The sequence below is a fragment of the Gordonia sp. CPCC 206044 genome, from assembly GCF_048537895.1.
Lineage (GTDB): Bacteria > Actinomycetota > Actinomycetes > Mycobacteriales > Mycobacteriaceae > Gordonia.
In genome coordinates this window covers 24,286-38,180 of the sequence record NZ_JBCLVL010000023.1, presented here as the reverse complement: position 1 = coordinate 38,180, position 13,895 = coordinate 24,286, and the positions used below count along the sequence as shown (strand labels likewise).

Genomic DNA, 13,895 nt, shown 5'->3' with positions numbered 1-13,895 from the left:
AAAGGGTGAGTCGCAGACTTCCATAATCCGTAGGCTTGCGGCAGGGGTATGCCGGGCATGCACACAGACCACGAAACGGAGATGTCTCTATGACTGATCACATCGAATCCAAGCCTGTCACCCAGACCATCGTGGAGCACCAGAAGAACGTTCTGCGAACCTTGCCGTTCGACGATGTCCAAGACTTCGACGATGCAACACGCGGCCTGATCGGCAAACGACTTCCCAATGCCATCAAAGCCGCCGACGGCACCGTGGTGTGGGACAACGACACCTACGACTTCCTCACCGGTGACGCGCCGGATTCCGTGAATCCCAGTCTCTGGCGTCAGTCCCGTCTGGTCGCCGAGCAAGGCCTGTACGAGGTCGTCGAGGGCATCTACCAGGTGCGCGGCTTCGATCTCGCCAACATGACTCTCATCGAGGGTGATACCGGCGTTCTCGTCTTGGATCCGCTGGTCACTGAAGAGACTGCGGCAGCAGCCCTTCAGCTCTATCGTGAGCATCGCGGCGACCGCCCGGTCACCGGCGTGCTGTACACCCATCCGCACGTCGATCATTTCGGCGGCGTCAAGGGTGTCACCACACAGGAGGACGTCGACGCGGGACGTGTTCCGGTGATCGCTCCCGAAGGATTCACCGAGCATGCCGCGTCCGAGAACGTCTATGCAGGAACAGCAATGGCCCGCCGCTCGGCCTACATGTTCGGAGCAGCGCTGCCCCGCGGGCCTCACGGCGCAGTCGGCGCCGGACTCGGGCAGACGGTTTCGACCGGCAACATCACTCTCATCGCCCCGACCCTCGACATCACCACGACCGGACAGACGGAGACCGTCGACGGTGTCCGGATGGTGTTCCAGATGGCACCGGAAACCGAGGCTCCCGCCGAGTTCCTCGTGTACTTCCCGGATCACAAGGCCCTGTGTGCGGCAGAGGATGCCACGCACACCCTGCACAACCTGCTGACCTTGCGCGGCGCACTCGTCCGAAACCCTCACGCGTGGACCCATTACCTCACCGAGACCATCGATCTGTTCGGCGACGATCTCGAAGTGGTGTTCGCATCGCATCACTGGCCGACGTGGGGACGCGAGCGAGCGGTCTCCTACATTTCCGAGCAGCGAGACCTCTATGCGTACCTGCACGATCAGACTCTCCGTCTGATCAACAAGGGCTACACCGGCATCGAGATCGCAGAGGAACTCACACTGCCTCCCGCACTCGATCGCGCGTGGCATGCCCGCGGCTACTACGGGTCGGTCAGTCATGACATCAAGGCCATCTACCAGCGCTATATGGGCTGGTTCGACGGCAATCCGGCCCATCTGTGGCAGCATCCCCCGGTCGAGCAGGGCAAACGCTATGTCGAGTTGGTCGGTGGTGCCGACGTCATCATCGAGAAGGCACGAAAGTCATTCGACGAAGGCGATTTCCGCTGGGTGGCCGAGATCATCAGCCACGTCGTTTTCGCCGAACCCGACAACACTTCGGCACGCGAGTTGCTCGCCGACACGCTCGAACAGCTCGGCTACGGCGCCGAGAACGGCATCTGGCGCAATTTCTTCCTCTCCGGCACCACCGAACTGCGCAGCGGCAAATTCGGTACCCCCACGGTGTCTGCGTCGGCCGACGTGATCGCCCAACTCACGCCGGAGATGTTGTTCGACGCGATCGCCATCCAGATCGATGGACCACGAGCGTGGGACGAGAAGTTCTCGATCGACATCGTCATCACGGACGCCGATACGCGCTACCGGATCCGCGTGCAGAACGGCGCCCTCAGCTACAGCGCCGCAGCACAATCCGGTGAGGCTGACGTCACGCTGTCGACCACGCGACGCGCGCTGCCCACCATCGCAACCGGCGCACTGACTGCCGAGGCATTGTCGGCCGCCGGTATCGAACTGACCGGGGACACATCCGTACTGGGCCGGCTCGCGGCGCTCCTCGATCCGGGCGACAAGGATTTCTCGATCGTTACTCCCTGAGACTGTCGGGCGGCCCATCGAAAGCTCGGAGTCACGAGTCGTCGTGAGGCGGTGCGAATCTCCGAGTCCGGCCTCGGCTGGGTGCTGCGTCTGACCCGCGAAACCGGACCGTCGAGCGGTGAGGGGTGTTAGGTTGTCTCATCCAGCGTGAGGAGTTGCCGCGATGCTCGAACTCATCCCGACCTCTCAGCGACGCACCATCGACGAACTCGACGATCGGCTGGACCTCCGCATCGGCGACTCCCGGGCCAAGCTGTCGGCGTTCTGGGTCATGCTCGTCCTGTCCGGGGTGATCGCGGTCTCCGGTGTGGTCGCCGACAGTACGGCCACCGTCATCGGCGCGATGATCGTCGCCCCGCTGTCGACCCCGATCCTCGGCGTCGGCCTGGGTATCGTCAGCGGTCGCGGACGGCTGGTGTTGGCGAGTCTCGGTCTGATCCTCGCCGGTGTGGTGATCGTGGTGGCGTTGGGTGCGGTTGTCGCGCAACTGTTGCCGAATCCCACCAACGTTCTCGCCAATTCGCAGGTCCTTGGTCGGACGTCGCCCACCCTGGTCGACCTGCTGGCGGCGCTGGCCACCGGTCTGGTCGGCGCGATCGCCATCACCCGCCGCGACGTGGGCGACGTCCTTCCCGGCGTGGCCATCGCGATCTCCCTGGTGCCTCCCCTCGGTGTCGTCGGGGTGTGCCTGGGTTCCGGGGCACCGGCCCTCGCCCTGGGTGCGTTCGTGCTGTTCGCGTCCAACGTCGTGGCGATGATCATCACGAGTGTCGTCGTGTTGACGATCGGCGGCTACGGCCGAGAAGCCGCACGCAAGCGCGAGGATTCCGGGCTGAACCGTCGCCGCGCCTACCTGGTCCTGGCGATCGCGCTCGTCGCCGTGGCGATCCCGATGGTCCTGTTCTCCCTGACGTCGTTGTGGTCTCGCCAGATCAGCACCACCACGGACACCTGGCTCACCGACGCCGGTGTGACCACCGGTGAGGTCACCGGCGTCTCGTGGAGCGGGGACAAGGTGACCGTGAATGTGCTCGCACCTGCAGACCTGCCGCCCGTCGCCGATCTACAGCAGATGATCGACGATGTGTTGCCGTGGGACCCGCAGGTCGAGGTGCTCCACACCGTCGGCGGTCGGGAACCGGCTTGAGCTCACTCAGGCTTTCGTGATTCTCACCTCTGCGGGGTGATGGACCGGCACACTCGGATCGACAGGGTTGAGAGGCGACGACGTGTGTCGCGAGGTATTCGAATCGAAAGGTGATCTCCATGGCCAACCCACGTGAGGCGTCCACCGCAATCGTCGAGTCCAACACCGAACTGCGGGACAGTCTCCCGTTCGCCGACACCCGCGATGGCGACGCGGCCGAGCGTGGCTTCATCGCCGCGCTGGACTCACCGGTGGTCACCGACACCGCGGGCACTCCGGTATGGAATTGCGAGGAGTTCGACTTCCTCGGCGACGATTGCCCGCCGACCGCCAACCCCAGCCTGTGGCGTCAGTCCGCGCTGGTGGCCAAGCACGGCCTGTACGAGGTCTCCGAACGCGTCTACCAGATCCGTGGACTGGACCTGTCGAACATGACGATCATCGAGGGAGATTCCGGTGTCATCATCATCGACCCATTGATCTCCGAGGAGACGGCGGCCGCCGGTCTGGCCCTGTACCGGAAACACCGGGGCGAACGCCCGGTGAAGTCGGTGATCTACACGCATTCTCACATCGACCATTTCGGTGGCGTGAAAGGCGTGACCACGCAGGACGCCGTGGACGCCGGTGAGTGCTCGATCATCGCACCGGCCGGGATGGTGGAGCATGCCGTGTCGGAGAACGTGTACGCGGGCACGGCGATGGGCCGCCGAGCGGCATACATGTACGGTGCGGCGCTTCCGCGCGGGCCACAGGGCGCGGTGGGCGCCGGCCTCGGCCAGTCGACGTCCACGGGCACGGCGACGCTCATCGTGCCGACCATCGACATCTCCACGACCGGACACACCGAGACGGTCGACGGCGTCACCATCGAGTTCCAGATGACCCCGGGTACCGAGGCACCCGCAGAGATGAACTTCTACTTCCCGCAATTGCGCGCGCTGTGCATGGCGGAGAACGCCACCCACACCCTGCACAACCTCTTGACCCTGCGGGGTGCGCTCGTTCGTGATCCGCATGTGTGGTCGAAGTACCTGACCGAGGCGATCACCATGTTCGCCGGCCGGTCCGACGTGTTGTTCGCCTCCCATCACTGGCCCACCTGGGGCACCGAGGAACTCACCGAGTTCCTTGCACAGCAGCGCGACCTCTACGGCTATCTGCACGACCAGACACTGCGTGCACTCAACCAGGGCAAGACCGGCCTCGAGATCGCCGAAGACATCCAGCTGCCACCGGCTCTGGACAACGCCTGGCACACCCACGGCTACTACGGATCGGTCAGTCACAACGTGAAGGCCATCTACCAGCGCTACATGGGCTGGTTCGACGGCAACCCGGCCCACCTGTGGGAACATCCACCGGTCGAATCCGCCAAGCGGCACGTCGGGTTCACGGGAGGCGCCGACGAGGTGCTATCCAAGGCACGAAAGACGTTTGACGACGGCGACTTCCGCTGGACGGCCCAAGTGGTGAACTACGTGGTGTTCGCCGATCCGGGCAACACGGCCGCCAAAGAGCTCCTCGCCGACACGTACGAGCAGCTCGGTTACGGCTCCGAGAACGGCACGTGGCGCAACTTCTATCTCATGGGCGCATACGAACTGCGCAACGGGTCCGTGGGCACACCGACGACCACCGCAGCTCCCGACATCGTCGCCGCCCTTGCCATCGATCAGATCTTCGATGCGGTGGCTCTCCGCGTGGACGGACCGGCCAGTTGGGATGCGCACATCGTCATCGACTGGGACATCACCGACGAAAGCCGCAGGATTCGCACGGAACTCCGCAACGGCGTTCTCATTCATTTCGACGTCCCCGCCGACGAGGGGCCCGCGGCAACTGTCTTCACCCTCACCAAACCCGCGCTGCTCGGAATCCTGCTCGGCGGCCAAGATCTCCGAGAGGCAGTCGACAACGGCGCGGTCACGGTGACCGGCGATCCGGGTGCATTGGCACAACTCGCCGGCCACCTCGATGATCCCGATCCGGATTTCGCGATCGTCACGCCCTGACGGACCGGCCCCTCCGACCCACCCGCCGGACGCACCGGCCGCATTCCGAGCCGACAAGGAGGCATCGACGATGAGCGATGAATCACCCGGCGACGAGGGCGAATCCCGCGTCCCGGTGGGGAAACTGATCGCGATGACCCCGGTGGGCATCGCGGTCGGAACGCTGTGCGCGCTCGGTCTCTGGGGTATCTCGGAGCTCGCCGGACTCATCGAGCGCCTCGTCTGGGCCGATCTGACGTCTGCCCTGGGTGTGTCCCCAGACGAATGGTGGTGGATCGTCGCGGTTCTCACCGCAACGGGCCTGCTCGTCGGCCTGGTGGTGAAGTACTTCCCGGGCCACGCGGGTGACGATCCGGCCACCATCGATCTGATCTCGACGCCACTGCCACCACGCGTCGTCCCCGGTCTCGCTGTCGCGGCGATCCTGTCGCTCGCAGGCGGCGTGAGCCTCGGTCCGGAGAATCCGATCATGGCGATCAACGCAGCGATCATCGTGGCGTTGGGAGCACGCATCGTCCCTCGGGTCGCCACGAAGGAGTGGATGGGGCTGTCGACGGCCGCGACGATCGGCGCCCTGTTCGGCACACCGGTGGCGGCCGCGCTGATGCTGTCGGAGGCCAACGCGGGCGACCCACGCATCCCGCTGTGGAATCGCCTGTATGTCCCACTGGTGGCAGCGGCGACAGGATCGTTCGTGATCCTCCATTTCACCGATCTCGACCTGTCGATCGGGCTGCCCGCCGAAAAGGTCGGTGGGGTCGTCGATGTGCTGATCGCGATCGGTGTCGCGGTGGTGGCCGCCGTCGTCGGGGTCGTCGCCGCAGCGTTGTTCGATCCGCTGCACCGAGTGCTTCACGTGGCGATCAAGAATCCCGTGATTCTGCTGACCGCGGCCGGGGCGTTCCTCGGTCTCCTCGGGGCGGTCGGCGGAACCATCACACTGTTCAAGGGTCTGGAGCAGATGAAAGAGCTACCGGACCGGATGGCCACCACGACGGCCCTGGGATTCCTGGCCTTCGCGGGGATCAAACTGTTGGCCCTGATGCTCGCCAGCGCGTCCGGTTTCCGAGGCGGACGGATCTTTCCCGCGGTCTTCGCCGGCGTGGCATTCGGGATCGGAATCCATATGTGGCTGACCGACTTACCGCTGACGATCACGGTCGGTGCGGCAACCATCGGGATCGTGGTCGTCGCAACCCGTAACGGGTGGGTGAGCCTGTTCCTCGGCCTCGCGGTGGTGCCGCAGTTCGACCTGCTGGTGCCGCTGCTGTTCGCAACACTGGCCGCATGGCTGGTGGTGGCGAATGCTCCCGAGTTCCGCGCGACCCCCGTCCCGCAGACATCAGGTCATCGACCCGGAGGTGAATGACATTCGGTACTCGCTGCGGCAGTGGGGCGGTCGGTTGTCCCGTCCGCGACCGGCGGACGCGGTCTCGGGGCTCGTAACCGCCCTGTTCTCGATTCCCGAGGGCATGGCATACGCCTCGATCGGCGGATTCAACCCGGTCAATGGCCTGTACTCCGGCATGGTCTCGACACTGGTCGGCTCGGTCTTCGCGCGCACCGTCCTTATGGTCACCACGTTGACCAGTGCCATCGCGTTGTCGTCGCAGAGCGTTCTCAGTTCGGCCGGTCTCGATCCCCACGACGTCGGCAACATCGCGATGCTCACCGTCGCCGTAGGTGCGGTGATGCTGGTCTTCGGTCTCCTGAAGATCGGCGCGATCATGGATTTCGTCTCCAGCGCGGTGATGACCGGCTTCACCGTCGGTATCGCAGTCCAGATCGTCGCGGGCGTCCTCGGAGATGTGACCGGCTACGACCCCGATGCGCACAACACCGTGCTGAAGTTCGTGGACGCCGGCGCGCACATCTCCCGATGGTCCGTCCCAGCGGTGACCGTCGCGCTGGCCACGATCGCAGTGTGGGCGGTGTTCCGGTTCATCAAGCCGCTGAAGTCGTACGCCACGTTGATCGCACTGATCGTCGTGACCGCGATCTCCGCCGCGATCGGCACGGACATCAAGACCGTCGGAGACATCGCACAGGTGCCCAATAGTCTTCCCCCGTTCACAGTTCCCGACATCACGGCCTTCCCCGATCTGATCCTCGGGGCCTTCGCCATCGCACTGGTTGCGTTGGCCCAGGCCGCCGGTATCTCGGCGGCGGTGCCGAACCCCGACAAGTCACGGCCGAGCGCATCCGGAGATTTCTCCGCCCAGGGTGCGGCCAACATCGTCGGCGGCTTCTTCGGCTCGCTGCCCACCGGAGGGTCGTTGTCACGGACCGGTGTCGCCGTGTCGGCAGGTGCGCAGACGCGATGGGCGGGAATCTTCGCCGGGGCCTGGCTCGTGGTGGCCGTCCTGCTGCTGGGTTCGGTCGCCGAGATCATCCCGATGGCCGTGATCGGCGGATTGCTGTTCGTGATCGGTTTCGAACTGATCGAGGGTCGTTGGGCCGACATCGTTCTCGTGCTGCGCACCGCGCGGCTCAGCGCGGTCGCGATGATCGCGACGTTCGTCGCCACCACGCAGTTTCCGCTCCAGGACGCGATCCTGGCGGGCGCGGCGATCTCGCTGGTCCTCTACTGTGTGCAAGCCGCACGCTCGGCCCGTTTGACGGCCCTGGTCCCCGACGACGACGGCTGGCACGTCACGGCTCCCCCGAAGACCCTGCCCACCAACGACATCACCGTTCTGAACTATTCGGGTGTGGCGCTGTTTGCCGAAGTCCCGCGCATCGCCGAGACCTGGCCTGCGATGCCGTCGGAACCGGGCCACCACGTCATCATCCTGAGTGTCCGCGGCCTACCCGACGTCCCGTCGGCGACACTGCAGAAGTTGTTGCGTGACCGTGCCAAGGATCTCCAGCAGACCGGTGGGCGCCTCATCCTGGCCGGTGTGCGGCCACCCATGATGACGACCATCCGGCGTGTCGGTCTGGCCGACGCGCTCGGACCGCACAACGTGTTCCCGGCGTCCGACCGTGTCTTCGGTGCGCTCGACGACGCCTACGCCGAAGCGCAGCGGTGGATGCGGGAGGAGTGAACGGAAACACTGGGCCGCACGCCCACCAGCACACTCATGCGAATGTGCTCGTCACGCCCTCACCGTCACGGCGGGTGGCTCCCACGAGCCGCCGAGGATGGCGTCGTCCGGCCAGTAGGCACGGAGATAGACGGAGAACTCGTCGTCGGGAGCCGGTAACCAGTTGGCCAGCAGTTCCGGTTCGGTGGGGCGTGGACCTCCGATGGTCAAGGTCAGAGACTCGTCGTCACCGAACGTGAGGTTCTTGTTCTTGGTGCCCAAGGAATAACGATCCAGATCGTTCGGGTGGAAGAAGTGATGCTTGTTGTAGACGGTCAACGACCAGAATCCCTGAACAGGTGGAAGTTTGTCGGCGGCGAAATGGAGTTGGTAGCACGTCGAACCATGGAGCCGATCACCGGCCTCGTCGAGATCCTGGTAGTAGTAGGCGGTCTCGTTGGGTGTGTTGACGAAGATGTTGGCCTTGTCCATCGCGGTGCGTGACATGTAATCGAGGCCGAACGACGCGCCGTTGCGTTGGGTGGTCCAGTTGTGTGACACCGGAATACCGATGTTCCGGAACTCGAACATCTCCTTGACCACGAAGTCGGCCTCGATGGCCGCATTGTCGAGCGCAGCCCCCACCTGCGGATCTCCTTCTGCGGCCTCGAGTACGGCGCGAAACCACGTGTAGAGCGCTTCCTCACCGGGACGGGCCGGCACCTCGTCGAGGACCTCTGACAAGGCCGCGAAGTACTGCTTCGGGTCAACCCATTGTGTTTCTTGCTGATCCCCGGTGGCTTCGCTGCTGCCGTATGAGGGCACCGCCGACCAATCGGTGGTCTTCATCGAACCGTCGAACTCCGACAACGGGTACATACTGATCTGGTCGACGATCGGCGCGACGGCTTCACGATCTTCCGGTGTGTCGTCGAGGAAGACCCGCGGGATGACCACGCCGCAGCGAGTGTCGTAGCGGAACTCCCCGGTGATGCCCTTCGGCACCTCCCCGCTCCAATCCTGATGAGCCAGAAGGTAGAAGCCTGGTTCGGTGCCATACATCTTTCCGAGCTGGACGAAAGAATCGGTACGCTGATCGACGACTTGGTACACCCAGAACCGGTCACCGAAGTCGGGCACCTGGACGACCGACGGTCCGAGTTCGGCGTCCAACACACCGAAGCCGTAGACCACGTCCTGGTTCGGGCAGGCGACCACACGCTCTTCCGGACGTATGTAGTCTCGCAGCATGCCGATGGTCCCAGGGGGACCGGCAGGGACGATACCTGTGAGCAGGCCGGGAGCCGGCAGTTGTTCCATGAACACACGCCGGTTGTGCATGTTGACCAGCGGCCAACCCCAGAGATAGGCGGTACGACCGATCGTGCGGGCGTACTCTGCGGTCATCTTTGCGTTGGCGAATGCCGACATCGACGCGCTTCCCTTCATCAACGAGATCGTGCGGGCCCCTGGTCACGACCGTAGCCCGGTTCCCTGCAGAAAAGCACCACCCCGGCGGGGTTACATCGACATTCGGCGGCGGCACACCTCAGGCCAGGCCGGAGATGCCCTTACCGATCAAAACGACCGCGATGACCAGGATGAGTGTGGCCATCACGGACTTGTTGTTCGCCTCGAGCCACGCCTTCAGGCGGTCGAGCGGTCCGCGAAGCCGATCGGCAGCCACCTGATAGGCCACCACCGGGATCACGACCGTGGTCGCGGCGAGGATCGAGAACACCGCCACCGCAACGACATCCGAACCGACCGACAGCGCCGCCCCACCGACCGTCACACCTGCGCCGATGCACATCATCAGGTTCTTCGGATTGATCGCGGCCAGAGCGAAACCGAGCCCCAGAGCAGTCACCGGCTTCATGTCGTCGATCGCAGTCATCCACTTGGGGGTGCCGTGGTCAACACCTCGCACCCGCCACTCCCGGATGCCCTCGGCCAGCAGCGCCACGCCCAGAGCCAGTTTGATCCATGCGGTCGCGGTCGACGTCGAGTCGCCGAACGCTCCGCCGAGAAACACGAAAATCGTGGTGGCGATGACGATTCCGGCCAGCCAGCCGATCGCGAACCCGATGCTGGTGGTACGAGCCCGTTTACCCAGCAGCATGAGAATCGCGCCGATGATGGGTATGGGTGAGATGGCCACGCCAACCGCAAACGGGAGTAGATCACCGATCACCGCACCCATCGAACCGCTTCCGTCGCACTTCCTCTGATTGCGAAGCTACCTGCTCGCGGCACGCCATGTGTGCAGACGTCATGCTCCCACCCGGAATCAGCGTGGAAGGGCTGCGCCCTGATGTTCTCAACCGACCGAAAGTCCCGACGTGTGCTTACCTGGTCGGAGTGACCACCACTCATCTCGGCCAGATCTTCCATGTCGCCGGGCAGCCGACGGTGACGGACGCGTCCCGGGCGCTCGTGTGGCTGCCCGATGGCGCGTTGGTCGTCGACGATGCCGGTGACATCATCTACTGCGGCCCCCGGGATTCGCGACCACGACCGGCGGCTCCCGGAGCCGAGGCGATCCACGATCACGGCAGCGGATTCCTCATCCCCGGCTTCGTCGACACCCACCTGCATTTCCCGCAGACGTACTCGACCGATGCGTACGGCGGTGGGCATCTGTTGAACTGGCTCGACTCGTGTGTCTTCCCGGCCGAGGCCCGACTCGCCGACCCGGAATTCGCGGCACGAACAGCGCGGAACTTCACCGCCCGCCGCATCGCGGCAGGTACCACCGCCGCGATGGTCTTCGGTTCGGCGTTCCCACATGCACAGGAGGCCTTGTTCACCGCCACCGAGCGGGCCGGTCTGCGAATCGTCAGCGGGCGCGGCATCCAGACGGCAGGCCCGGCATCGGCCGCACCGTTGATGACCACCGAGCGCGCTGCGATCGAGCTCGCCGACGACGAGATACGTCGTTGGCACGGCACCGATTCCGACGATCCACGATCGTCACTGCGACACGTGGCGATCGTGCCGCGATTCGGGTTGTCGGTGACCACAACGACGCTCGCGGCGCTCGGCGAACTGTATGACTCGACACGCGACCGCGGGGTGTACATGCACACCCACCTGAGCGAGAACATCCACGAGATCGACCTGGTGCGTGAATCGTTCGGTGTCGACGGATACCTCGACGTCTTCGACGGCCGCTTCCAGCGTGGAAGTCGCACCGGCGGTTCGAGTCTCCTCGGCAGACGAACCATCCTGGCTCATGCGGTGCATTGCAACGACGACGAGCTGTCTCGGATGGCCGAGACCGGGTCATCGATCGCGCACTGCCCGGTCTCCCAACTCTTCCTCGGGTCCGGGACCATGCCTTGGCGGCGGACCGTAGCGGCCGGGGTGACCGTGGCCGCCGGCACCGATGTCGGCGCAGGCGATGAATGGCTGATCTCCCGCGTGCTTTCCGACGCCTACAAGGTCCATCTGTCCGAGCCCGGCGATGCAGGGGTCGCGATGCACCCGGCCGAGATGCTGTTCACCGGCACGCTGGCGGGTGCTCGGGCGCTCGATCTCGAAGACCGCATCGGCAATTTCGACGTCGGCAAGCAGGCCGACTTCCTGGTGATCGACGCGGGCCGCTGGGCACCGCTGGAATCGATACTCGCTCACGGCGTCCGAGCCGACGACGAAACCCTTGCCCGCGATCAGATCCTGTTCGGACTGTTGATGGGACTGCGGGAACCCGCGATCGCCGAGGTCCACGTGCAGGGCAGGCGCGTGACGGCGCCACCCGTTCCGCCGCCAGGATGCCGGATCTAGACCAACGCCCTCGCACGGGATCTCGATACGCGGCCCCGCTACGCTCGGACGCCACTCGATCAGCGATTAAACACTGCCTCGCCACGCTCGGACGCCACTCAATCAACAGACAGCAAACACACCTCGCTCCGCTCGAACGCCACTGGATTCGACAGGCACAGGCAGGCACACACACTGCTGGTCGAGTAGGCGCCGAGGCGCCAGCCGAGGCACCGTATCGAGACCAACGCTCTCGTACGGGATCTCGATACGCGGCCTCGCTAGCGCTCGGACGCTACTCGATCAGCGATTAAACACTGCCTCGCCACGCTCGAACGCTACTCGATCAGCAAGTGCGGGAATACCACTGTGCACCACCAGGACTCACCGCGCTGAACCTGTCGGAGGGTGCCTTTACAATGGCAATTGGGTGACGACTGTGGTGGTGAAAGACGTTGCCGCACAGTCAAATAACTATGGATAGACTCTTCCATGGGCACGTATGTTCGACTACAATCGAGTCATGCCGTTGGACACCCTGATACCCCTGCTGCGTGAGGTGACGATCGACGCCGATGCGTCCGGTCGCCACGTCTTCGACACCACGAAGACTTTGATGAGTCTGCGTAACCTCGTCGACCACCAACTGGCCGTGCACGCCGCGAACCTTGACCGTCTCGGGGTGGCGCAACGCACCGGCGGCCGCACCCGCAGCTTGTTGATCGAGATGGGAGCCGCACCCGCCGTGGCCGACCGGTGGCTACGCATCGGAGCCGCCCTGGACCGGTTGGAACGCGTCGCTGCCTACTCTGCGGACGGCGTGTTCTCCGGCGAACACGTCGACGCCCTGGTCCGGGGGATGGCCCACATCGACCAACGGGCACCGGAACCACTGTCGGCGGGGTCGGTGATCGAACACGAGTTGGCGTTGATCGCCCAGGCGTTCTCCGGTGCCACCCCGCGTGAGGTGTTGGCGGTGGCACGCGCGCGGGGCAATCAGATCGCCGACGACCAGGACGGTGTGCCGGCCGCCGAAGACCGGACGATCAACGAGGTCTCCACGACCGTGGCCGGTGATGGTCGGTTGGAGGTGTTCGCCAACCTCGACATCGTCACCGGCGAAAAACTCGTGTCCGCCGTCGAATCCCTGTCCCGCAAACGGCCAGAACCCGACGGATCCGAAGACGCCCGATCAGCCGGGCAGCGGCGCGCTGATGCGTTGGAAATGATCCTCGACGCCGCGGCCAAAGCCACCAGAACAGGTGACGCCGACATGGTGGTCGCCCCGAAAACACAGGTGAATCTGACCGTGCCCGCCGACCATCCGGATCGGGCAACCCTGGAATGGTTGGGACCGGTCTCCCAAACCACCGCACATTTGGTTGCCTGTGATGCCAGCGTCACCGTGTTCGACCTCGACGAGCACGGAGCACCCCTCGGCGTGAGCAACGGGACGAGGTTGTTCACCGTCCAGCAGCGTAAAGCACTCATCGTGCGTGACCAATGCTGTGTGAAATGCGGAGCCGCCGCCGGATATACGCAGTGTCACCACATCATCTACTGGTCACACGGTGGTGCGACCGTCATCGACAACGGCTGCTTGTTGTGCACCGCCTGCCACGCCCAGATCCACGCGTCCGACTGGGAGATCATCATGGGTGCCGACCGACACCCCTGGCTGATCCCACCCGCCGACGTCGACCCCACACGCACACCGCTACCGGCCTACAACCGACGCACCATGACACTGGCCGCCTGACCACCCCCGACCGAGCGCCGGCCTGCCCCGGTCCCTGCGGCACAGGGCCACCGCCCGCAGTGAAAGCACAGTCAGGAGGTTGATCTCGATACGCTCGCTCGGCTGCGCCTCGCGCGCTACTCGATCGGCGGCGGGTGAGCATCCCGGGCACGGACTCGATACCGAGCACATCCACAAAGCCAAAACAGGCTGACC

The 13,895-nt window shown here is 64.7% G+C and carries 9 protein-coding genes; 7 read left to right on the top strand and 2 right to left on the bottom strand.

Going from position 1 to position 13,895, the window contains the following annotated elements:
- Nucleotides 1–89 precede the first annotated feature (89 nt).
- The 5 genes from AAFP35_RS24985 to AAFP35_RS24965 all read left to right on the top strand — a co-directional run bounded on the left by AAFP35_RS24985 (nt 90) and on the right by AAFP35_RS24965 (nt 8,197).
- Nucleotides 90–1,988 carry an alkyl/aryl-sulfatase gene (locus AAFP35_RS24985; RefSeq protein WP_419224381.1) on the top strand — a complete coding sequence of 633 codons (1,899 nt, stop codon included), beginning with the start codon at nt 90–92 and terminating at the stop codon, nt 1,986–1,988.
- Between the two features lie 163 nt (nt 1,989–2,151).
- Complete coding sequence (locus tag AAFP35_RS24980; RefSeq protein WP_419224380.1) at nt 2,152–3,135, top strand: TIGR00341 family protein; 984 nt, start codon at nt 2,152–2,154, stop codon at nt 3,133–3,135.
- A 119-nt stretch (nt 3,136–3,254) separates the two neighbouring features.
- Complete coding sequence (locus AAFP35_RS24975) at nt 3,255–5,150, top strand: alkyl/aryl-sulfatase (protein ID WP_419224379.1); 1,896 nt, start codon at nt 3,255–3,257, stop codon at nt 5,148–5,150.
- A gap of 70 nt (nt 5,151–5,220) precedes the next feature.
- On the top strand, nt 5,221–6,519 hold the full coding sequence (locus tag AAFP35_RS24970) for an ion channel protein (RefSeq protein WP_419224378.1): 1,299 nt from the start codon (nt 5,221–5,223) through the stop codon (nt 6,517–6,519).
- Nucleotides 6,512–8,197 (top strand): SulP family inorganic anion transporter, encoded by a 1,686-nt coding sequence (locus AAFP35_RS24965; RefSeq protein WP_419224377.1) that lies wholly within the window; start codon nt 6,512–6,514, stop codon nt 8,195–8,197. Before AAFP35_RS24970 ends, AAFP35_RS24965 begins: the two co-directional genes overlap by 8 nt.
- Nucleotides 8,198–8,248: 51 nt before the next feature.
- On the opposite strand, the gene AAFP35_RS24960 is transcribed toward AAFP35_RS24965, so the two are convergent.
- Both AAFP35_RS24960 and AAFP35_RS24955 read right to left on the bottom strand, forming a co-directional pair.
- Entirely contained in the window at nt 8,249–9,625 is a 1,377-nt protein-coding gene (locus AAFP35_RS24960; protein WP_419224376.1) for a DUF1254 domain-containing protein, read from the bottom strand.
- A 100-nt stretch (nt 9,626–9,725) separates the two neighbouring features.
- Nucleotides 9,726–10,379, bottom strand: a complete 654-nt coding sequence (locus AAFP35_RS24955; protein ID WP_419224375.1) for a GAP family protein — start codon at nt 10,377–10,379, stop codon at nt 9,726–9,728.
- 158 nt (nt 10,380–10,537) lie between these two features.
- On the opposite strand from AAFP35_RS24955, the gene AAFP35_RS24950 reads away from it, so the two are divergent.
- Together AAFP35_RS24950 and AAFP35_RS24945 are read left to right on the top strand one after the other, a co-directional pair.
- Nucleotides 10,538–11,962 (top strand): amidohydrolase family protein, encoded by a 1,425-nt coding sequence (locus AAFP35_RS24950; protein WP_419224374.1) that lies wholly within the window; start codon nt 10,538–10,540, stop codon nt 11,960–11,962.
- A gap of 481 nt (nt 11,963–12,443) precedes the next feature.
- Nucleotides 12,444–13,700, top strand: a complete 1,257-nt coding sequence (locus AAFP35_RS24945) for a DUF222 domain-containing protein (RefSeq protein WP_419224373.1) — start codon at nt 12,444–12,446, stop codon at nt 13,698–13,700.
- Nucleotides 13,701–13,895 lie beyond the last annotated feature (195 nt).